Origin of the sequence: Fontimonas thermophila (assembly GCF_900113085.1) — a bacterium.
Taxonomy (GTDB): Bacteria; Pseudomonadota; Gammaproteobacteria; order Nevskiales; family Nevskiaceae; genus Solimonas; species Solimonas thermophila.
Genome location: NZ_FOOC01000005.1, coordinates 157,192 through 176,643 on the forward strand (window position 1 = coordinate 157,192; position 19,452 = coordinate 176,643).

Here is a 19,452-nt window from a genome sequence, read left to right on the forward strand (position 1 = left end):
GTCGATGAGCGAACGCGATTCTTACGAAGCCGCCTTGCGCCGCCTGCGCGAGCGCCTCGCAGGCGGCAAGATGCTGCAGATCAAGCGCGCACTGCATGCGCTCAATCCCGCCGAGATCGCCAATCTGCTGGTCTCGCTGCCGCCTCGCGAACGCATGCTCGTCTGGGAGATGGTCAGCCCCGAGGACGACGGCGAAGTGCTGCTGCACGTACCGGAATCCGTGCGCACCGGACTGATCCGCCAGATGGACACGGCCGAGCTGGTCAAAGCCGCCGAGGAGTTGGAGATCGACGATCTCGCCGATTTCCTCGAGCACCTGCCGGAGACGGTGACGCAGCAAGTGCTCAAAGCGCTCGATGCGGACGATCGCGCGCGCCTGGAGCGGGTGCTTGCCTACGAACCGGACACCGCCGGCGGCCTGATGAACACCGACACGGTGACCGTGCGCCCGGATGTCTCGCTCGATGTCGTACAGCGCTACCTGCGTTTGCGCGGCGAGCTGCCACCCCACACCGACGCCTTGTTTGTGGTTGATCGCTACGGTGCCTATCTCGGCGCGCTGCCGCTTGACAAAATCCTCACGCGCGCGCCGGAAGAGCTCGTCGCCAACGTGATGGAACGAGAAACGCCCGCCATCCCGGCCGGCGAGTCCGCCCACGATGTCGCCCGCCGCTTCGAAAGCGCGGACCTGATCTCGGCACCGGTGGTCGACGCCAAGGGCGTCCTCATTGGCCGCATCACCATCGACGACGTCGTCGACGTCATCCGCTCGGAAGCCGAGCACAACATGATGTCCATGGCCGGCCTCACCGAGGATGAGGATTTGTTCGCCCCGGTGCGCAGCGCCATGTCGCGGCGTGCAATCTGGCTCGGCATCAATCTGCTGACGGCCTTCGCCGCGGCGAGCGTGGTCGGACGTTTTGAGTCGACGATCGCGCAGGTGACGGCACTGGCCGTATTCATGCCGATCATCGCCAGCATGGGCGGCATCGGAGGTAGCCAGACACTGACCCTGATGATCCGTGGCCTGGCGCTGGGCCAGGTCGGCCGTGGCAATTTCCGCTTTCTCATCGGCAAAGAGATTGCGCTCGCGGCATTCAACGGCTTGCTGTGGGGACTCGTCGTCGGCGGCGTCGCCCTGTATTTCTTCGACAATGGCCTGCTCGCACTGGTCGCCTGTCTGGCCATGCTCGTGAACCAGCTCATGGGCGCCTGCTCGGGTGTACTGGTGCCCTTGCTGCTCAAGAGGATCGGCGTTGATCCTGCGCTCGCCGGCTCGGTCGTACTGACCACCGTCACCGACGTGGTTGGTTTTTTCGCGCTGCTCGGCCTGGGAACGCTCATTCTTCTGTGATACGACCTGGATCAACGGAACTGATCACGCCAACCGGCTGACGATGCGGATCCGCGCGGTGAGGGTGCGGTGCACGGGGCATTTGTCGGCGATTTCGAGCAACCGTGCACGTTGCTCTTCGCTGAGCGGCCCTTCGAGCGTGATTACGCGCTCGATCTCGTCGACCTTGCCATCCCGCGTTTCACATTCGGCGCAATCCGCGGCGTGGACCTTGCGATGGCGCAGCATCACACCGACTCGTTCGAGCGGCAGACGTTTGCGCTCGGCGTACATGCGCAAGGTCATGCTCGTGCAGCTACCGAGCGCGGCGAGCAGGTATTCATACGGATTGGGGCCACGGTTGCTGCCGCCTGCATCTTCTGGCTCGTCGGCGAATGCCAGGTGCACACCCATGCGCACGTGCTGTACGTAGGAACCGACACTCGCCTCGTAAACGGCAACGTGGCCCTGTGGTTGCTGCGGGGGAATCTCCGTCATGCTCATCGCGTATCTCCAGTCTCCACGGAATGCCGAGCACGCAGCCACGCGCTGACGGGGCGATGGTCGATGTACAACTCCTCGATCAGCGCATCGCCGTTACGCACGCGCACCACCGCATGGCTGTGGGCATCAGCCTCGCTATGCGAACGGTCGGCCTGCGCATGGGCCTGCTCCACGGCCCGAGTACGGGACTCATCGAGGTAATAGCGGTCGAACGGCAGTCGCAGGCCGATCTCCTCATCGCCGATCCATTCCACCCGCACTGGCAGATAGTCGCCATGAACGGGCGGCGTCGGCAAAGGCAAGCCGAGCCGGGCGTATCCATCCTCGCCGACGAGAATCGGCGCATACAAGCGCTCGCCTGTCGCAAAGCGATGTCCGCCTGCGCGCAGCTTCACACGCGCCGCCTCGAAATCGAGCGCGATGTACCGTCCACGGAATGGATCGAGCGGATCGATCGGCATGGTACGGAAACGGTAAACGGACCCTTGCGCCAATGTGATCTGTGCGCGCTGCATCAACCAGACCGGCACCGCCCATTGGATGGCGCACACCACAGCCAATGCCACGAGCAGGATCTTCGTGTTCATCCCTGCATCCTGCGCCGCAACCATAGTGTGGCCACCGTGAAAAACATGCCGGTGACGACGAAAGCGATTCCGCGTGCGGTGAACGACCACTCGGCATCGACGAAGCGCAGCAAGACGAGCAGCGCGATCAATACGAGCCCGCGTGTCGCAAGTCCGGCATCGCGATGACGCACGCCGGCGCGGAATGTGCCCAATCCGAGCACGAGCAGGTACGCACTCAGCAGTGCTGCCAGTGCCATGGCCGGCGCACGGCTGTCGATCGGAGCAGCCAGGGCCATGACCACGGCCGGGAACGCCTGCATCGCCGCCAGCCAATGGCCGCGCCGCCATGCCCGAAAGCTCAACACCACCAGCCACGCAAGCCCGGCCGTGAGCAAAGCCCAGACCATCGGCAATTGCTGTGGACGCAGATACCAAGACCAGCCGCGCCAGATTTCCGGGAAACTACCGACCAGCGCAGCAACGGCGACGGCGCCACCCCCATAGAGAACCAGAGGCCGGCGCCAAAGCGGCGCGCGTGTTTCGCGCAGTGCTTCGAGCATCACCAGGATCGCACCGGCTTCGGCGAGCCACCATAGAACGAGCCGCGGGACATTCGGAAAACCGGCGAGAATCGCAGCGAAGAACGCCGGAATCAGCACCGCGTTCAGCGCGACACTGCGCAGGCCGTCGGCATCGCGCCGCATCACGTGCCCTGCATGGGGCAGCAGCAATGCGAACAAAACAAGGACCATCCACACCGGCGCCTCGGGGTCGGGCATCACGTACGCCCACGCCGTAAAAGCACCGGCGCACAGCATCGCTGCAAGGCTGGCATCGAGGATGTATACCAGTGGCAGGGTCGCCAGCGCGCAGGTCAGCAGGAACCGGTCGAGATCGCCGGCAAAGTGATAGACCTGACCTACCAGCGCGAGTGCTGCCGCGAAGGCCAGCGCAGTGAACGCTGCGCTGGCCTCGCGCCAGGCGCGCGACAATGGCGCTTCGAGCACCGTCCAGACGCACGCGAGCTGACCCCACAACAGCGGCGTCAAGGCCAGCCCCAGGCGCGTGGATCGTGGCCAGTCGTCCCAGTTGTGCGCAACCAGCAGTATGCTGCCCAGGCCGATCAGCAAGCCGCCGAGCACCGGGAACAGCACGCGCCCCCAACGATTGCGTCCGTCCGCACGAGCCGCATAATGCGCGCGCAGCCGCTCGGCCGCAGCAGCATCGAGGACACCCGAGGCGACCAGGTGCGGCAGCTCACGCAACAACCAATCGCTGTGGGTCTTCATCGGGCCTGCGCACTGCTCGATCCGATGCCGTCCGTGCAGCAAAGCGACAGGCCGGAAATCGCGGACAGCGGGTCATGGTTGCGCAATGCAGATCTGCTGGAATCCATGAGCGGGCAAAATGCCTGGGGAACCTCTCCGGTCAATTCCATCATGTCCGGCGCTGCGGCTCAAAATTGCGCAGCAAGACCGGGGAACCTGCGGCGCGCATGAACAGCCCGCCCGGAAAAATCTCCAGGCAGGGCGTCTGTGGCGCGGGTGTCGCGCGCCTCGCCGCCGTCAGGCCCGGTGGTAAGGATGGTTTGCGAGCAGGCTCCAGGCGCGAAACAGCTGCTCGGCCACGAGCACCCGCACCAGCGCGTGTGGCAGGGTGAGCCGCGACAGACTCCAGCGCTGATCGACACGCGCCAATACCTCCGGCGCGTGACCGTCGGGCCCACCGATGAGGAAACAGACATCGCGCCCGGATTGCATCCAGTCCGCGAGCGACCGTGACCATTCGATGCTGTCGAGCATGCGGCCGCGCTCGTCGAGCGCGATGATTTGTGCATCGCGCGGCAAGGCCTTGAGCATCCGCTCACCCTCCTGCTGCCGGGCGCGGGCGAGATCCGTGTGATTGCCGCGCGGCGCCGCGGGAATCTCCACCAGTTGCAAGCGGCACTCGTGCGGCAACCGGGCGGCATACTCGGCATACGCGGCATCCACCCAGGCCGGCATGCGTGTGCCGACGGCGATCAGGTGGATCCGCATGCGCGCCTAGTGTGCGGGCTTCCTGGCCGCGGTCTTGCTCTGCGTCCTCTTGGCTGTCGGCTTCTTCGCAGCGGTTTTCCTCACGGCGGTTTTCTTCGTCGCCGGACTGCGGCTCGCCGTTTTCCTGGCCGCAACGGTCTTGCCGGATGACGGCTGCGGCTGCGCCTGTGCATCAGCGGCCGTCGTGGGCTCTTCGACCGTCCACAGTTTTTCGAGCTGGTAGAAGGCGCGCGGCTGTGCCTGCATCACGTGCACGACGACACTGCCCAGATCGACGAGCACCCACTCCCCGGCCTCCTCACCCTCGATCCCCAGCGGCCGATGACCGGCCTTCTTCGCGTCCTCGGCGACATTCTGCGCCAAAGCCTTGACATGACGGTTGGACGTGCCGGTGCAGATGATCATGGTATCGGTCACCGTGGTCAGCTTCTGCACATCGAGGACCTTGATGTCCTGCCCCTTGAGATCCTCCAGCGCATCGACCGCGATTTTTGCGAGCTTCGGGAGTTTAGTGCGTGGGTGTGGCATCGTCGTCCTGAATCAGTGCCGCGACGTCGGCGGCGGTCATGGCATCGAGTATGGCATCCGGAACCAGTCCGCGCACCGAATGGCCGGCGCGCAGCAGTCGCCGGATACGGGTGGAGGAAATATCCAGCATCGGTACTTCGAACTGAAACCAGCGGCCTTTGCGGCTCTGCATGAGCGCGCCGATGTCATCGGCGCGCCGCGCCGCAAGCAGCGCACAGGTTTCCACGGATGGCTCCAAGAGTGAACCGGGCCGCGAAACCACCGCCAGATGCGCAAGCTCCAAGAGCTCAGTCCAGCGATACCAAGTGTGCAGATGCTGGAATGCATCGCTGCCCATCAGCAGCACCAACACCGCCTGCGGGAACTGCGCACGCAGCTCGACAAGTGTATCCACCGTGTACGAGGGACCATCGCGCCGGATCTCGCGATCATCGGCAATGAGCCCGCGTTCGCGGCGGATGGCGAGCTTGATCCACTCGAGCCGCCGCGCCGGCAAGACGTGCGAATCCGGCCGGTGCGGCGGGTGCGCGGTCGGGATCAGGCGTACCTGGTCGAGTGCGAGCCGCTCGCGCGCCTCGATCGCGAGCCGCAAATGGCCGTTGTGAAACGGTGCGAAAGCACCACCGAATACGCCCACGGCCCTGGCCATCGGCTAAAACCGCCATTGGCTCGCCGGCACGCGCACCACGCCCTGCCCCCGCGCATGCAGCGTTTGCGCGCCGGCCACAGACCGCAACCCGCAGACCGGTAGTACCCTCACCGCACGTGTCCGTCGCCGAGCACGATCCATTTCATCGTCGTCAGCCCCTCCAGACCCACCGGGCCGCGGGCATGGAATTTGTCGGTGCTGATGCCGATCTCCGCACCCAGACCGTACTCGTAGCCGTCGGCAAAGCGCGTCGAAGCATTGACCATCACCGAGCTGGAATCCACCTCGCGCAAGAAACGCCGCACCTTGCTGTAGTTCTCGGTGACGATCGCATCGGTGTGGTGCGAACCGTAGGTCTCGATGTGCTCGATGGCCGCGTCGATCCCATCGACGATGCGGATCGACAGAATCGGCGCGAGGTACTCCGTGCGCCAGTCTTCCTCGGTGGCCGGCCGGGCCTCGCTGATCAGTTGACGCGTCGCCGGACAGCCGCGCAGTTCGACGCCGGCCTCGGCGTAGATGCGGGCCAGCTCGGGCAGCACGCGCGCGGCGATCGCCTTGTCCACGAGCAGCGTCTCCATCGTGTTGCAGGTACCGTAGCGCTGCGTCTTGGCATTGACCGCCACCGCAATGGCTTTGTCGATGTCCGCCTCGCCATCGATGTAGACGTGGCAAATCCCATCCAGGTGCTTGATCACCGGCACCTTGGCGGACTCGCTGACCGCAGCGACCAGGCCCTTGCCGCCGCGCGGGATGACGACGTCGATGTACTCGGGCATCGCCACCATCTCGCTGACGGTGCGCCGGTCGGTGATGTCGAGCACCTGCACGGCGTCACGCGGCAGGCCCGCGTCGGTGAGCGCGCGCTCGATGCAGCGGCCGATCGCGAGATTCGAACGCAGCGCTTCCGACCCCCCGCGCAGGATCGCGGCGTTGCCGGATTTCAGGCATAGCGCGGCGGCGTCGGCGGTCACGTTCGGCCGCGACTCATAAATGATGCCGATGACGCCCAGTGGCACACGCATGCGCCCGACCTGGATACCGGACGGGCGTTGCTTGAGGTCGTGCAACTCGCCCACCGGATCCGGCAGGTTCGCGACCTGACGCACGCCGTCGGCCATCGCGGCGATGCGGTCGGCGTTGAGCTCGAGGCGGTCGAGCATGGCCTCGTCGAGCTTCGCCGAGCGGCCATCGCGCAGATCCGCGGCGTTGGCCGCAAGAATCGCACTGGATTCTTCGATGAGGATATTGGCGAGTGAAAACAGGGCCGCGTTCTTGGTACCCGTGTCGGCACGCGCCATCGCGCGCGCAGCGGCACGTGCCCTCTCGCCGCGCTCGCGCATGTACGCAGCGATACCGTCGGCCTTGCCCTTGCTGTCTTTCTTGGAGGACGTCATCCAGATTGTCGGGGAGCCGCCCCGCTGGCGGCGAGGGTCAATGTTAGCAATTCTTCCCAGGCAGCGGCCTCCTGCCCAGTCTTGACCAGACGGTCGATGCGCGATGCGCGGCGTAGCCAGCCGAACGCCTCGCCAGGCCGGACGCGCGCCAACGCGCGCTGATAGCGCGCCTGCTGGAAACGGCGGATACCGGCGGCCTCACACGCCGCAACCGCGTCGCGTGAGCGCGCATAGATCAGCGCAGCGCGGATCAACTGGCGCAGGCTCCACATCACCGCACCGAGGATCTCCAGTGGTGCAACGCCCTCTTCGCGCAGCCGCGCCAGACTGCGCACGGCAGCAGCGGCATCGCCGTCGAGAATCCGGTCGTTGAGATCGAACGCCTCGAACCGGGCACTGTCGGCGACCGCCTGCGCGAGATCGGCAACGCTGACATGGCGGTTGGGAAACAGCAGCGCGAGCTTGGCTATGTCCTGCGCTGCGGCAAGCAGATTGCCTTCCGTGCGCTCGGCGAGCACTTTGAGCGCATCGGGGTCGAGCTGCACATTGGCCGCGCGCAAACGCTGCTGCAACCACGGGATCAGTTCCGGTCCCTTCACCGGCCAAGCATAGACGCTGGCACCGACGCGCTCGATCGCCTTGTACCACGCGGCCTCGCGCGCGCGGCTGTCGAGGGCGCCACAAACGACCAGCAGGAGCACATCCGGCACTGGTTGCTGGGCCAGACGCAGCAGGACATTGCGCCCCGTTTCATCCGGGCCATTCGGCGCACGCACCTCGACGATCCGCCGGCTCGAAAACAGCGACAGGCTGGCACAACTGTCGATGAGGCGTTGCCAGTCGAATCCGCGCTCGACATCGAGCACCTCGCGCTCGCCGTACCCTTGCGCACGCGCTTTGGCGCGGATCGCATCCAGGGTTTCCTGGATCAGCAATGGTTCCTCGCCGGCGACGACGTAAATCGGCGCGAGCTGCTCGGCCAGATGCGCCTCGATGTGTTGCGGCTTGAGCTGCACGGCATGCAAACCAGGGGGGACGTCGGCGCATTCTAGCGGCGAAACCACTGACCGATTCCAGCGGCGAGGCTGGCGTCGTTATGCAAAACGAAACGCGGGTATGGGCATGGGCGGACCGGCCGGAGGTCTCCTAGAATGGCGGCATGGACCGCGTGCTTTCCCACACCGATCGTCTGCTCGCCGCGCTCGGTCGCAGGCTGGCACGGCTCGCCGAAACCGCCGGATCTTCTGCCGGACGCGAGAACCCGGCCCCGGCCGGCCCCGACGCGCCGCTCGACGCAGCGACACGCCGGCACATCGCCGGCCTGATGCGCGTCAACCACGCCGGCGAAGTCGCAGCCCAGGCGCTGTATCACGGCCAGGCCTTCGTCGCGCGCAGCGAACGGACCCGTGCGCATCTGCTCGCCGCCGCGCGTGAGGAACAGGATCATCTGCGCTGGTGCGAGGAACGCCTGCGCGAGCTCGGCGATCGTCCAAGCCGGCTGCAACCGCTGTGGTATGCCGGCTCGTTCGTGATCGGCGCTGCCGCCGGCCTTGCCGGCGACCACTGGAGCCTGGGCTTCATCGATGAAACCGAGCGTCAGGTCAGCGAGCACCTGAGCGAACACCTCGCGCAACTGCCACCGCAGGACACCAAAAGCCGGGCGATCCTCGAACGCATGCGCGCCGACGAAGAACGCCATGGTCGCGACGCACGCGAAGCCGGTGGACGGGCGTTGCCGGTACCCGTGCGTGGGCTGATGCGCCAGATCGCGCGGGTGATGAAATTCGGCGCCTACCGTCTCTGAGTCCGTCGCGCCCGGCGATGTGGTTTACGGATGGCCGTGATGATCGTCCGCGCAGACGCCGCGTTCGGTCTGCACGGTGACGTGGGTGACGCGGTAATGGGTGCGCACCCAGGCCTTGATCTCGCGCACGACGCGATCGTCGTCGGCGTCTTCGCTGAGCACCGCGTGCAGCGTCATCAGCGAGCGCTCCGGCGTGAGCATCCAGTGATGGACGTGATGGATGCCAACCACGCCGGATACGGCCTGCGGTAGCTGCTGGGCAAACTGCACCGCATCGAATCCCTCCGGCGTGCCTTCGAGCAGTACATGCGCCGACTCGCGCACCAGGCGCCAGGCGCTGCGCAAGATCAGCAGCGCAACCAGCAGCGACAGCAGCGGATCGATCGGTGTCCATCCCGTTGCGAGGATCACCAGTGCCGCGATCAGTGCGGCCACCGAGCCCAGCAAATCGCCGGCCACATGCAACAGCGCGCCGCGCAGGTTGAGGTCGGTGTGCGCGCCGCCGCGCAGGATCAGCAAAACGCCGACGTTGACCGCCAAACCCATCGCCGCCACGGCGAGCATCACCGGCGCCTGGATCGCTGGCGGCGCAAACAGACGCTGCACCGCCTCGACTGCGATCCAGACGACGACGAGCAGCAGCGCCAGGCCGTTGACGAAAGCCACCAGCACCGGCATCCGGTGGTAGCCATACGAACGCTGCGCGTCCGCAGGGCGGCGTCCCTGGATCTGCGCCCACAACGCCAGCGCCAGAGCGAGCGCATCGGTCAGCATGTGCCCGGCATCGGCGATCAGTGCCAACGAACCGGACCACAAGCCGCCGGCGAGCTCGGCCAGCATGAAACCCGCGGTCAGCAGCAGCGCAAGCCGCAGGCGGCGGCTGCCCCCGTCGTGGGCGTGGCCGTGGGCGGAGTGACCGTGAAAATGGCCGTGGGGATGATCGTGCACGGTGAAACCGGGTGTCGGTCCGGATCCCAGCTTAGCGCGCCCTCATTCCGGCGAGAAAACGGGCAGTCCCGGCCGCCCGTCCCTGCCACTCGCGCACCGCATCAGCGCTGGATGTTCTTGCCGTAGAAGATTTCCATGATCTCGCGGTTGACGCGCTCGCGGATCTTTTTGGCCTCGCGTGGCGGCAGTTCGGAGGCGCCTTCGCCGAACAGGTAGGTATCCAGATCCATCTCCTTGAGCCGCATCTTCGTGTGGAAGATGAACTCTTGGTAGACGTTGACATCGATCATCTGGTACTTGTCCTTGATCTCGGCGGACAGAAAATCCTGGATCGACTCGATCGAATGATCGATGAAGTGCTTCATGCCGCGCACGTTGCGGGTGAAGCCGCGCACACGGTAGTCCATGACCACGATGTCCGACTCAAAAGACTTGATCAGATAGTTCAGCGCCCGCAGCGGCGAGATCTTGCCGCAGGTCGAGACATCGATGTCCGCGCGGAACGTGGAAATGCCGGCATCCGGGTGCGTCTCCGGATAGGTGTGCACCGTGATATGCGACTTGTCCAGATGCGCAACCACCGATTCTTTTTTCTTGACGACGGGCTTGCTCGGAGTCGATAGCCCGTCGTGGTGGCCTTCGGAAATCAGCATCGTCACCGAGGCGCCCTGCGGATCGTAGTCCTGGCGGGCGACGTTGAGGATGTTGGCGCCGATGATGCGCGCGACCTCGGTGAGGATCGCGGTCAGGCGTTCGGCGTTGTAGGCCTCGTCGATGTACTCGATGTATTCCTGCTGATGCTGCTTGGTGCGCGCGTAGCAGATGTCGTAAATGTTGAACGACAGCGACTTCGTCAGATTGTTGAAACCGAGCAGTTTCAGCTTGGGATTGTCGGTGCGTTTCGGCTTGGCCTTGGCCAATTCAGTGCTCCGGGAGGAAGGGATCAAACCCGCCGCACGGGCGGGTCCAGCCAGGGGTACGAATTTGGGGGCGAATTATGGGCCAAATCCGCGGCGTTTGCGCCCCGGGCAGACGACCGGTCAGGCAGCGCGGATTTCATAGTCATGGGTGATGGTCACCCCCGCGCGCCCGAGCATGATCGACGCCGAACAGTATTTCTCGGCCGACAGCTCGACGGCGCGGCGCACGTGGTGCTCGGCGAGATCGCGGCCAACGACGACGAAATGCAGGTGGATGGCCGTGAACACCTTGGGATCGGTATCGGCGCGCTGAGCCTTGAGCTCGACCCAGCAATCGCTGACCTGCTGACGGGCCTTGTTGAGGATCAGCGTGACATCCACCGCCGAGCAGGCCCCTACCCCCATCAGCAGCAGTTCCATCGGCCGCGGCCCGAGATTACGCCCGCCGATCTCTGGCGGGCCATCGACGACGATGGCATGGCCGCTACCGCTCTCGGCGACGAAACTGGCCTGCCCGATCCATTTGACGCGTGCTTCCAAGACACTCTCCGCAGGGACGTAAAGGGAGGATGTGCTATTTTCGGGGAAATTCGGCGGCTAACCAAACCGACAGGGACGGACGCGGATGAAACCGGTCATCGAAGCTTTCTGCGCCATCGCGCACAAACGCAGCTTTGCTCCCCGGCACACGATCATCCACGCCGGCGATCCCCCGCAATCGCTCTATCTCATCCTCGAAGGCTCGGTGAGCATCCTGCTCGAGGACGAGGATGGCCGCGAGATCGTGCTCGCCTACCTCGGCGCCGGCGATTTTTTTGGCGAGGTGTGCCTGTTCCCGGACCAGAACGTGCGTACCGCCATCGTGCGCACGCGCACACCGACGCTGGTCGCGGAAGTGGGTTACCAGATGTTCCGGGACTTCGCGGCACAGCATCCACAGATCATGTTCGAGATCGCCGGCCAGCTCGCCGCGCGGCTGCGCGACACGACCCGGCGCCTGGGTGATCTGGCGTTCCTCGACGTCGCCGGGCGCATGGCCCATATCCTCCTCGAGCTGGTCAAAAAGCCGGATGCACAGCCCCATCCGCGCGGCACGCTGATCCGCACCTCGCGGCAGGAGCTGGCGCGCTTGGTCGGCTGCTCGCGCGAAATGGCGGGGCGCGTACTCAAGAAACTCGAGGAGGACGGCATGGTGTCATCGATCGGCCGCAGCATCCTCGTCTTGGGCATATCCAAGGGCTGAACAAGGGCTGATTGCCGGCTGCGTTGGTCACAGCAGGGCGCGCAGCGCCGCCCCCGGCCGGTCTTGGCGCATCAGCGATTCGCCGATCAAAAAGCGGTGCACGCCGGCCTTACGCATGCGCTCGACATCCGCACGGCTGGCGATCCCGCTTTCGGTCACGACCGCAAGACCGGGCGGCAGATGCGGCAGCAAATCCAGCGTGGTCTCGAGCCGTGTCTCGAAAGTGCGCAGATTGCGGTTGTTGATGCCCAGCAGCCAGCCGCCGGCAAGATTCGCACCGAGCACGGCAGCGAGCTCGTCTGCGTCGTGGATCTCGACCAGCACGTCGAGCGCAAATGCGCGGGCGCAATCGTACAAATCCTTGAGCTGCGCGGCGGACAGAGCGGCGGCGATCAGCAGCACGCAGTCGGCACCGATCGCGCGCGCCTCGAGAATCTGTAGTTCGTCGATCAAAAAATCCTTGCGGATCACCGGCAGCCCGCAGGCCGCGCGCGCCTGGACCAAAAAGGCGTTATGCCCCTGGAAAAAAGTCTCGTCGGTGAGAACGGACAGACAGGCCGCACCAGCGCTGGCGTATTCGCGCGCCAGAAACAGCGGATCGAAGTCCGCGCGGATCAGCCCCTTGCTCGGGGAGGCCCGCTTGATCTCGGCAATCACACCCGGCGAACCGGCGGCTACCTTGGCATCGAGCGCGGCGATGAAACCGCGCGGGGCATCGGCCGCACGCGCAAGATCTTCGAGCGTGGCGCGCGAATAGCGCTGGCCGAGCCGTGCAATCTCCTCGCACTTGCGGGCAAGGATCCGATGGAGGATATCGCTCATCGGGTGCCTGCCTTGAGCCGCTGCGTCGTGGCAATGAAAGTATCGAGTTTGTCCCGCGCCGCACCGCTGGCAAGCGCCGCACGCGCGCGGGCGACGCCTTCGCCGATGTCGGCGGCGATGCCGCAAACGTAAAGGGCAGCGCCGGCGTTGAGCGCAACGATGTCACGCGCAATGCCATCGCGGTTGGCGAGCGCCTCCAGCACGCGGGCCTTCGATTCCGCGGCGTCGGCCACGCGCAGATTCTGCGCGCCGGCCATGCGCAATCCGAAGTCTTCCGGGTGGATGTCGTACTCACGCAGCACGCCATCGCGCAGCTCGCCGACCATCGTCGCCGCGCCGAGGGTGATCTCGTCCATGCCGTCGCGACCCCAGACCACCATCGCGTTCTTCACTCCCAGGCGCTCGAGCACCCGGATCTGGATGCCGACCAGGTCCGGATGAAAGACGCCCATGAGGATGTTCGGCGCACCCGCCGGATTGGTGAGCGGCCCGAGGATGTTGAAGATGGTGCGCACGCCCATCTCGCGGCGCACCGGCGCCACCACCTTCATCGCCGGATGATGGTTGGGTGCGAACATGAAACCGATGCCGCAGGCCTCGATACAGGCGGCCACCTGCTCTGGAGCAAGATCGATGGCCGCACCGAGTGCCTCGAGCACATCGGCGCTGCCGGATTTGCTCGACACACCCCGGTTGCCGTGCTTGGCGATGCGCGCACCCGCGGCGGCGGCGACGAACATCGACGCCGTGGAGATGTTGAAACTGTGTGCACCATCGCCGCCGGTACCGACGATGTCGATGAAATGCGGATGCGGCGCGACCTCGACACGATGCGCCAGCTCACGCATCACCTGGGCCGCGGCCGCGATCTCGCCGACCGTCTCCTTCTTCACGCGCAGGCCGGTGAGTATCGCCGCCGTCATCACCGGCGACACCTCGCCGCGCATGATCTGGCGCATCAGTCCGATCATCTCGTCGTGAAAGATCTCGCGGTGCTCGATCGTGCGCTGCAGGGCCTCTTGCGGAGTGATCGCCATCAGTAGCTCTCCAGGAAATTCTTGAGCAACGCATGACCATGCTCGGTGAGGATCGACTCGGGGTGGAACTGCACGCCCTCGATCGGCAGGCTGCGGTGCCGGATTCCCATGATTTCATCCATCGTACCGTCGGCGAGCCGGGTCCATGCCGTCACTTCGAGGCAGTCCGGCAGCGTCTCTTTCTCGACGATCAGCGAGTGGTAACGCGTGGCCGTGTACGGCGACGGCAGGCCGCGGAACACACCGCAGCCGTTGTGATGCACGAGGCTGACCTTGCCGTGCATCACTTCGCGCGCACGCTTGACGACACCGCCGAAGGCCTGCCCGATGGCCTGGTGTCCGAGACAGACCCCCAGGATCGGGAAGCGGCCCTGGAGACGCTCGATCAATTCGAGACAAATCCCCGCCTCGTTGGGCGTGCACGGCCCCGGCGACAGCACGATGTGCCGCGGCGCAAGGCGCGCCACTTCATCGACGCTGATGCAGTCGTTGCGGAACACACGCACCTCGACCCCCAGCTCGCCAAAGTACTGCACCAGGTTGTAGGTGAAGCTGTCGTAGTTATCGATCATCAGGAGCATCTCATGCCCCCTTGTGCATACCGGCATGGGCGCCCCCCCGATCGATCGGGGATACCGCCTCGGCCTGCGCGGCGGCGCGCAGCATCGCCGCGGCCTTGTTCATCGTCTCTTCCCATTCGAGCTGCGGAACCGAATCGGCGACCACACCGCAGCCAGCCTGCACATGGACCTGGCCATCCTTGATCACCGCGGTGCGGATGGCGATCGCGGTATCCATCGTGCCGTCCCAGCCAAGATATCCGATCGCTCCGCCATAAATGCCGCGCTTGACCGGTTCGAGTTCGTCGATGATCTCCATCGCCCGCACCTTGGGCGCGCCGGAGAGCGTGCCGGCCGGGAACGTCGCCGCCAGCGCATCGAGGGCATCGAGACCGGGTTTGAGCCGACCGCTGACGTTGGAGACGATGTGCATGACATGACTGTAGCGCTCGATGACCATTTTCTCGGTCACGCGCACGCTGCCGATCTCGGCGACGCGGCCGACGTCGTTGCGCCCCAGGTCGATCAGCATCAGATGCTCGGCGATCTCTTTCGGATCGGCGAGCAACTCGCGCTCGAGTGCCTGGTCTTCCTCGATCGTCGCGCCGCGCCTGCGCGTGCCGGCGATCGGGCGCACGGTGACCTGGCCATCCTCGACACGCACGAGGATCTCCGGGGAGGAGCCGACGACGTGGTGATCGCCGAGATCCATGCAGTACAGATACGGCGAGGGATTGAGCCGGCGGATCGCGCGGTACAACTGCACCGGATCGGCGGCAAAGGGCGCGGTGAGCCGTTGCGAGGGCACGACCTGCATGCAGTCGCCGGCGGCGATGTACTGCTGGATCCGCAGCACCGCCTGCTTGAACGGCTCCTCGCCAAAACAGGATTGGAACGGTATGGGATGCGCACCGCTGGATGGCGGTGCCCGCATCGCCCGCACTGGGGCGGCGAGCTCTGCCTCGAGCGCATCGAGACGCGCATGCGCGCGGGCGAGATCGGCGGCATCTTCCGGGTCGGCGTGTACGATCAGCGTCAGCGTGGCGCGCAGGCCATCGAAAACGACGAGCTCGTCGGCGAGCATCAGCAGGATGTCCGGCGTCCCCAGTGGGTCGGGTTTGGCCCGGCCTGCGAGCCGGGGTTCGAAATAGCGCACGCAGTCATAGCCGAAATACCCGACCAGCCCGCCGGAAAATCGCGGCAGCGCAGGCTCCGGCCGCACGCGGTAACGCGCGGCGTAGGCGCGAATCCAGCCGATCGGATCGGCACTCTGTGCGCTTTCGATGACCACGCCGTCGCGGCTCAGCGTGATCGAGTGTCCGCGCACGCGCAGCACCTCGCGCGATGGCAGACCGATGAACGAGTAGCGCCCCCAGCGCTCACCTCCCTGGACCGACTCGAACAGAAAGCTGTACGGTCGATGGGCGAGCTTGAGATAAGCGCCCACCGGCGTGTCGAGATCGCCGGGCAGCTCGCGGGTCAGGGCAATGCGGTTGTAGGTCATGATGCAAAAGGGGAATCGAAAAACCTGGGACGTGGCCGACGCGGCGCACCGCCGCTTGGGATGCGGTTCACCGCCATCGCCAATCGCACCGTTCCCACGTTCTGCCGATCATGACGCTTTTGCGATCTCCGCACGCATCGCCGCGATTGTAGCGGCGTAATCCCGGGTGCCGAAAATGGCGCTGCCGGCAACAAAGGTATCCGCTCCGGCGGCCGCGATCGCACGGATGTTGTCGATTTTCACGCCGCCGTCGATCTCCAGCCGGATCGGACGACCGCTGGCATCGATCAACGCGCGCGCCTCGGCCAGCTTGTCCAGTGCCGACGGGATGAAACTCTGCCCGCCGAAACCGGGGTTGACCGACATCAGCAGCACCATGTCGACCTTGTCGAGCACGTATTTGAGACAATCCAGCGGCGTGGCCGGGTTGAACACGAGCCCGGCCTTGCACCCGGCGTCGCGGATCGCCTGCAGACTGCGATCGATGTGGCGCGTCGCCTCCGGATGAAAGGTGATGTAGCTGGCCCCGGCCCGGGCGAACGCCTGGGCCAGCGCATCGACCGGCTCGACCATCAAGTGCACGTCGATCGGCGCGGTGATGCCGTACCGGCGCAGCGCCTCGCACAGTGCCGGCCCAAAGGTCAGATTCGGCACGTAATGGTTGTCCATCACGTCGAAATGGATGAGGTCGGCCCCCGCCGCGAGCACGCGCTCGACATCCTCCCCGAGCCGGGCGAGGTCGGCGGACAGAATGCTGGGCGCGATCAGGGGTGCGAGCTTGGCCATGCCGTATCCGGATGAAGACGGCGCGCATTATCCACCAGAAGCGCCGCCCGCCGCAGCCACGATCAGGGCGCAGGTGCCGGGCTTTACCCCTCTTGCGCCCTTCTCCACAATGCGCGCCTGCTCTACACCGGGCCGATCATGGACGCTCTCTACGAATCGACGATCACCAGTGTGCCGCGCCTGCACCGCGGCAAGGTGCGCGACATCTATGCGCTGGGCGATGCGCACCTGCTGATCGTGACGAGCGACCGGCTGTCCGCCTTCGACGTCATCCTGCCGCAGCCGATCCCCGGCAAGGGCGCGGTGCTCACGGCGCTCACCGATTTCTGGATGGCGCGCTTTGTGCACATCCTGCCCAATCATCTGGCGCCCGAGGTGGATGTCTCCCGATACCTGAGCGCCGCCGAACGCCGCCAGATCGAAGGGCGGTTCGTCGTGGCCCGCAAGCTGCGCGCGCTGCCGGTCGAGGCCGTCGTCCGCGGCTATCTGATCGGCAGCGGCTGGAAGGACTATCAGAGAACCGGGGCCGTCTGCGGCATCAGCCTGCCACCCGGCCTGCAGCTCGCCGACCGTTTGCCAGAGCCCATTTTCACACCCGCGGACAAAGCGCCCGTCGGTCAGCACGACGAAAACATCAGCTTTGCCGAGGTCGAGCGCCGCATCGGGGCAGCGCTCGCCGCGCAGGTCCGCGATGCAGCCCTGCGCATCTACCGGGAAGCCGCCGAATATGCGCTGACACGCGGCATCATCATCGCCGACACCAAGTTCGAGTTCGGGATCGACGAGCACGGCCGCCTGCATCTGATCGACGAGGTGCTGACCCCGGATTCGTCGCGCTTCTGGAGCGCCCAGACCTACCGCAGCGGCATCAGTCCGCCGAGCTTCGACAAGCAGTTCGTGCGCGACTACCTGGAAACCCTGGACTGGAACAAGCAGGCGCCCGGTCCCGAGCTGCCGGCGGACATCATCGCCCGCACCGCCGAAAAGTATCGCGAAGCGCAACGCCTGCTGACCGGATGCTGAGCCCGCGATGAGCTTCGTATCCGCCGCGGTCTTGCTGTTCTTAGTGATGGATCCGCTGGGCAACGTGCCGCTGTTCCTGGCGGCGCTGCGCCATGTGCCCGTGGCCCGGCAGCGCTCGGTGATCCTGCGTGAGATGCTGATCGCGCTCGCCACGCTGCTGCTGTTTCTGTTTCTCGGTGGTCAGATGCTGCGCCTGCTCGGCCTGTCAGAACCGGCCCTGTCAGCGGCGGGCGGCATCATCCTGTTGATCATCGCCCTGCGCATGGTGTTCCCCACGAAGGACCCTGGCCACGAACTGGGCGACGGCGAACCTTTCATCGTGCCACTGGCCATACCCTATATCGCTGGGCCGTCGGCACTGGCCACCGTGCTCCTGCTGATGAGCCGAGAACCCGGGCGCTGGGTCGAGTGGGTCGGCGCCTTGCTGCTCGCCTGGGGACTGTGCCTGCCGATCATGCTCGCGAGTACCGCCCTGCGCCGCTGGCTCGGTGAACGCGGCCTCACCGCGGTGGAACGGCTGATGGGCCTGATTCTGGTCACCCTCGCCGTCGAGATGCTGATGACGGGAATCTCGCAGTGGTGGGCCGTGCACCGATAGACCCAGCACACGGCAGGCATTGGTATGCTCGGACAGTGGCCACGGCACACTCGTGGGCCACGACACACGCCGGCTGGGAGAATCCGCTATGCAGATCAAGATCGAAATCGATGTCCGCCCCGACGAGCTGCGCCGCTTCCTCGGCCTGCCCGACGTCGCCGGACTGCAGGACGACGTGATCGCTTTCCTGCGCAGCAAAATCGGGGCCGCCAGCGAGTTCGATGCAGCCGGTTTCGTCAAACACAATCTCGAATCCCTGCGCAAGAATCCGGCCTGGCAGAAACTGGTCGCGCGGATCAAACTCGCCGAGACCGTGGACGAAATCGCCGCCGCGGCCGCACAGGCCGCCGCCGGCGCCGAGCAACCGGCAACACCCCGCACCGGATCATCCACACGGCGGCGCAAACGCATGCGCAGCGGTACACAAGCGCCGTCGCGGTAAGATCGGGCGGCGCGGCTCCAACCCCCGTCAGAGCAGCCTGCCGGGATTCAGGCCGCTCGACGAAAAAGGGCCGGGAGTTTCTCCCGGCCCTGAACCATCGGAGGCCTTACCTGGCAGGCCTTGGGCAGACGACTTCAGGCCGCCGCTGCAGGCGTCGTCTTGCGCGCCTTGCCCGTTGACTTGCGGGCAGCAGTCTTCTTGGTCGCCTTTGCCGCCGCCTTCTTCTCGGCCGACGTGCCGCTGAGCTTGGCGCTGATCGTCTGATAGCCCTCCTTCAGCGTCTTGGCGAGCTGGTCGCCCGTCTTGGTGACGGTCGCCACGCTCTCGTTGTAGGCGTTGAGCACCGTGGCCTTGCCTTCCGGCAGATAGGCGGCCGGGTTCGCCGCCACCGCCTTGAGACCGTCGGCCTTGGCTTTCTCGAAGCTCGCCTGGGCCAGTTCGATCAGCTCCTTGCCCGCGGCGACATTGGTCTGCACCAGCGTCTGCACGCCATCGACGACGATGGCATTGGCGGCCTTGAGGGTTTCAAAGCCGGCTTCGAGCACTTCCTGACCACGGGTTACGACCACGTCGGTGCGGGCCTTGACATCGTTCACGAGGGTTTCCACGTTCATCACACTATCTCCTGGATGGCAACAGCGAAGGGATCGGGGATCGGCACAATGTTGCAATGCAACATTTGTTGCGGTGCATCATAGGGACGGCCAGCCGGCTTGTCAACAGACGGTCGGCGCCGGGCGACGAACGGC

23 protein-coding genes are annotated in these 19,452 nt (G+C 65.5%); 6 read left to right on the forward strand and 17 right to left on the reverse strand.

Going from position 1 to position 19,452, the window contains the following annotated elements:
* The first annotated feature begins 4 nt into the window (after positions 1-4).
* The gene (gene mgtE / locus BMZ48_RS06980; protein ID WP_091533294.1) at positions 5-1,354 is read left to right on the forward strand and encodes a magnesium transporter; all 1,350 of its coding nucleotides are present in this window, start codon (positions 5-7) and stop codon (positions 1,352-1,354) included.
* Positions 1,355-1,378: 24 nt separating this feature from the next.
* On the opposite strand, the gene BMZ48_RS06985 is transcribed toward mgtE, so the two are convergent.
* The 8 genes from BMZ48_RS06985 to holA all read right to left on the reverse strand — a co-directional run bounded on the left by BMZ48_RS06985 (position 1,379) and on the right by holA (position 8,080).
* Complete coding sequence (locus tag BMZ48_RS06985) at positions 1,379-1,837, reverse strand: OsmC family protein (RefSeq protein WP_091533296.1); 459 nt, start codon at positions 1,835-1,837, stop codon at positions 1,379-1,381.
* Positions 1,834-2,424 carry a GDYXXLXY domain-containing protein gene (locus BMZ48_RS13010; RefSeq protein WP_159431111.1) on the reverse strand — a complete coding sequence of 197 codons (591 nt, stop codon included), beginning with the start codon at positions 2,422-2,424 and terminating at the stop codon, positions 1,834-1,836. The genes BMZ48_RS06985 and BMZ48_RS13010 overlap by 4 nt, the downstream gene beginning before the upstream one ends.
* The gene (locus BMZ48_RS06995; protein WP_091533300.1) at positions 2,421-3,695 is read right to left on the reverse strand and encodes a DUF2157 domain-containing protein; all 1,275 of its coding nucleotides are present in this window, start codon (positions 3,693-3,695) and stop codon (positions 2,421-2,423) included. Before BMZ48_RS06995 ends, BMZ48_RS13010 begins: the two co-directional genes overlap by 4 nt.
* Positions 3,696-3,971: 276 nt before the next feature.
* Positions 3,972-4,442 (reverse strand): 23S rRNA (pseudouridine(1915)-N(3))-methyltransferase RlmH, encoded by a 471-nt coding sequence (rlmH, locus tag BMZ48_RS07000; RefSeq protein ID WP_091533303.1) that lies wholly within the window; start codon positions 4,440-4,442, stop codon positions 3,972-3,974.
* A gap of 6 nt (positions 4,443-4,448) precedes the next feature.
* On the reverse strand, positions 4,449-4,970 hold the full coding sequence (rsfS, locus tag BMZ48_RS13355; protein WP_091533305.1) for a ribosome silencing factor: 522 nt from the start codon (positions 4,968-4,970) through the stop codon (positions 4,449-4,451).
* Complete coding sequence (gene nadD, locus BMZ48_RS07010; protein ID WP_091533307.1) at positions 4,951-5,619, reverse strand: nicotinate-nucleotide adenylyltransferase; 669 nt, start codon at positions 5,617-5,619, stop codon at positions 4,951-4,953. Before nadD ends, rsfS begins: the two co-directional genes overlap by 20 nt.
* 107 nt (positions 5,620-5,726) lie before the next feature.
* On the reverse strand, positions 5,727-7,016 hold the full coding sequence (locus tag BMZ48_RS07015) for a glutamate-5-semialdehyde dehydrogenase (RefSeq protein WP_091533309.1): 1,290 nt from the start codon (positions 7,014-7,016) through the stop codon (positions 5,727-5,729).
* Entirely contained in the window at positions 7,013-8,080 is a 1,068-nt protein-coding gene (gene holA / locus BMZ48_RS07020; RefSeq protein ID WP_234981556.1) for a DNA polymerase III subunit delta, read from the reverse strand. Before holA ends, BMZ48_RS07015 begins: the two co-directional genes overlap by 4 nt.
* A gap of 95 nt (positions 8,081-8,175) precedes the next feature.
* Here holA and coq7 point away from each other — a divergent pair, with 95 nt between their 5' ends.
* A complete protein-coding gene (gene coq7 / locus BMZ48_RS07025) occupies positions 8,176-8,820 on the forward strand; it encodes a 2-polyprenyl-3-methyl-6-methoxy-1,4-benzoquinone monooxygenase (protein WP_091533312.1) in 645 nt (214 codons plus the stop codon).
* A 24-nt stretch (positions 8,821-8,844) separates the two neighbouring features.
* Here coq7 and BMZ48_RS07030 read toward each other — a convergent pair whose 3' ends face one another.
* The 3 genes from BMZ48_RS07030 to BMZ48_RS07040 form a co-directional block, all read right to left on the reverse strand.
* On the reverse strand, positions 8,845-9,768 hold the full coding sequence (locus tag BMZ48_RS07030) for a cation diffusion facilitator family transporter (protein WP_143383649.1): 924 nt from the start codon (positions 9,766-9,768) through the stop codon (positions 8,845-8,847).
* 101 nt (positions 9,769-9,869) lie between these two features.
* Positions 9,870-10,688, reverse strand: a complete 819-nt coding sequence (gene speD, locus BMZ48_RS07035) for an adenosylmethionine decarboxylase (RefSeq protein ID WP_091533314.1) — start codon at positions 10,686-10,688, stop codon at positions 9,870-9,872.
* 120 nt (positions 10,689-10,808) lie between these two features.
* A complete protein-coding gene (locus BMZ48_RS07040; protein WP_091533316.1) occupies positions 10,809-11,228 on the reverse strand; it encodes an OsmC family protein in 420 nt (139 codons plus the stop codon).
* 85 nt (positions 11,229-11,313) lie between these two features.
* On the opposite strand from BMZ48_RS07040, the gene BMZ48_RS07045 reads away from it, so the two are divergent.
* Entirely contained in the window at positions 11,314-11,931 is a 618-nt protein-coding gene (locus BMZ48_RS07045; RefSeq protein WP_091533318.1) for a cyclic nucleotide-binding domain-containing protein, read from the forward strand.
* Between the two features lie 27 nt (positions 11,932-11,958).
* On the opposite strand, the gene trpC is transcribed toward BMZ48_RS07045, so the two are convergent.
* The 5 genes from trpC to rpe form a co-directional block, all read right to left on the reverse strand.
* Complete coding sequence (trpC, locus tag BMZ48_RS07050; RefSeq protein WP_091533320.1) at positions 11,959-12,753, reverse strand: indole-3-glycerol phosphate synthase TrpC; 795 nt, start codon at positions 12,751-12,753, stop codon at positions 11,959-11,961.
* Complete coding sequence (trpD, locus tag BMZ48_RS07055; RefSeq protein ID WP_091533322.1) at positions 12,750-13,790, reverse strand: anthranilate phosphoribosyltransferase; 1,041 nt, start codon at positions 13,788-13,790, stop codon at positions 12,750-12,752. Before trpD ends, trpC begins: the two co-directional genes overlap by 4 nt.
* Positions 13,790-14,371, reverse strand: a complete 582-nt coding sequence (locus BMZ48_RS07060; RefSeq protein WP_091533324.1) for an anthranilate synthase component II — start codon at positions 14,369-14,371, stop codon at positions 13,790-13,792. Before BMZ48_RS07060 ends, trpD begins: the two co-directional genes overlap by 1 nt.
* A 1-nt stretch (position 14,372) precedes the next feature.
* Positions 14,373-15,854 carry an anthranilate synthase component I gene (gene trpE, locus BMZ48_RS07065; RefSeq protein ID WP_091533326.1) on the reverse strand — a complete coding sequence of 494 codons (1,482 nt, stop codon included), beginning with the start codon at positions 15,852-15,854 and terminating at the stop codon, positions 14,373-14,375.
* A gap of 108 nt (positions 15,855-15,962) precedes the next feature.
* Positions 15,963-16,640: a ribulose-phosphate 3-epimerase gene (rpe, locus tag BMZ48_RS07070; RefSeq protein WP_091533328.1), complete on the reverse strand. Its 678-nt coding sequence runs from the start codon at positions 16,638-16,640 to the stop codon at positions 15,963-15,965.
* A 135-nt stretch (positions 16,641-16,775) separates the two neighbouring features.
* Between rpe and BMZ48_RS07075 the strand changes: the two genes are divergently transcribed.
* From BMZ48_RS07075 to BMZ48_RS07085, 3 genes are all read left to right on the forward strand, one after another.
* Positions 16,776-17,663: a phosphoribosylaminoimidazolesuccinocarboxamide synthase gene (locus BMZ48_RS07075; RefSeq protein WP_436198143.1), complete on the forward strand. Its 888-nt coding sequence runs from the start codon at positions 16,776-16,778 to the stop codon at positions 17,661-17,663.
* 7 nt (positions 17,664-17,670) lie between these two features.
* Entirely contained in the window at positions 17,671-18,261 is a 591-nt protein-coding gene (locus BMZ48_RS07080) for a MarC family protein (RefSeq protein WP_091533331.1), read from the forward strand.
* 88 nt (positions 18,262-18,349) lie between these two features.
* A complete protein-coding gene (locus tag BMZ48_RS07085; protein ID WP_091533334.1) occupies positions 18,350-18,703 on the forward strand; it encodes a hypothetical protein in 354 nt (117 codons plus the stop codon).
* Between the two features lie 134 nt (positions 18,704-18,837).
* On the opposite strand, the gene BMZ48_RS07090 is transcribed toward BMZ48_RS07085, so the two are convergent.
* The gene (locus BMZ48_RS07090; protein WP_091533336.1) at positions 18,838-19,317 is read right to left on the reverse strand and encodes a phasin family protein; all 480 of its coding nucleotides are present in this window, start codon (positions 19,315-19,317) and stop codon (positions 18,838-18,840) included.
* Between the last annotated feature and the right edge of the window lie 135 nt (positions 19,318-19,452).

Bases quoted from the DNA above. Each gene is read 5' to 3' on its own strand.
- BMZ48_RS07080 (WP_091533331.1), top strand. From the start codon at position 17,671: ATGAGCTTCGTATCCGCCGCGGTCTTGCTGTTCTTAGTGATGGATCCG.
- BMZ48_RS07060 (WP_091533324.1), bottom strand. From the start codon at position 14,371: ATGCTCCTGATGATCGATAACTACGACAGCTTCACCTACAACCTGGTG.
- BMZ48_RS07085 (WP_091533334.1), top strand. From the start codon at position 18,350: ATGCAGATCAAGATCGAAATCGATGTCCGCCCCGACGAGCTGCGCCGC.
- trpE (WP_091533326.1), bottom strand. From the start codon at position 15,854: ATGACCTACAACCGCATTGCCCTGACCCGCGAGCTGCCCGGCGATCTC.
- BMZ48_RS13010 (WP_159431111.1), bottom strand. From the start codon at position 2,424: ATGAACACGAAGATCCTGCTCGTGGCATTGGCTGTGGTGTGCGCCATC.
- BMZ48_RS07090 (WP_091533336.1), bottom strand. From the start codon at position 19,317: ATGAACGTGGAAACCCTCGTGAACGATGTCAAGGCCCGCACCGACGTG.
- mgtE (WP_091533294.1), top strand. From the start codon at position 5: ATGAGCGAACGCGATTCTTACGAAGCCGCCTTGCGCCGCCTGCGCGAG.
- trpC (WP_091533320.1), bottom strand. From the start codon at position 12,753: ATGAGCGATATCCTCCATCGGATCCTTGCCCGCAAGTGCGAGGAGATT.
- nadD (WP_091533307.1), bottom strand. From the start codon at position 5,619: ATGGCCAGGGCCGTGGGCGTATTCGGTGGTGCTTTCGCACCGTTTCAC.
- rsfS (WP_091533305.1), bottom strand. From the start codon at position 4,970: ATGCCACACCCACGCACTAAACTCCCGAAGCTCGCAAAAATCGCGGTC.
- rlmH (WP_091533303.1), bottom strand. From the start codon at position 4,442: ATGCGGATCCACCTGATCGCCGTCGGCACACGCATGCCGGCCTGGGTG.
- rpe (WP_091533328.1), bottom strand. From the start codon at position 16,640: ATGGCCAAGCTCGCACCCCTGATCGCGCCCAGCATTCTGTCCGCCGAC.
- coq7 (WP_091533312.1), top strand. From the start codon at position 8,176: ATGGACCGCGTGCTTTCCCACACCGATCGTCTGCTCGCCGCGCTCGGT.
- trpD (WP_091533322.1), bottom strand. From the start codon at position 13,790: ATGGCGATCACTCCGCAAGAGGCCCTGCAGCGCACGATCGAGCACCGC.
- BMZ48_RS06995 (WP_091533300.1), bottom strand. From the start codon at position 3,695: ATGAAGACCCACAGCGATTGGTTGTTGCGTGAGCTGCCGCACCTGGTC.
- BMZ48_RS06985 (WP_091533296.1), bottom strand. From the start codon at position 1,837: ATGAGCATGACGGAGATTCCCCCGCAGCAACCACAGGGCCACGTTGCC.
- BMZ48_RS07015 (WP_091533309.1), bottom strand. From the start codon at position 7,016: ATGACGTCCTCCAAGAAAGACAGCAAGGGCAAGGCCGACGGTATCGCT.
- BMZ48_RS07045 (WP_091533318.1), top strand. From the start codon at position 11,314: ATGAAACCGGTCATCGAAGCTTTCTGCGCCATCGCGCACAAACGCAGC.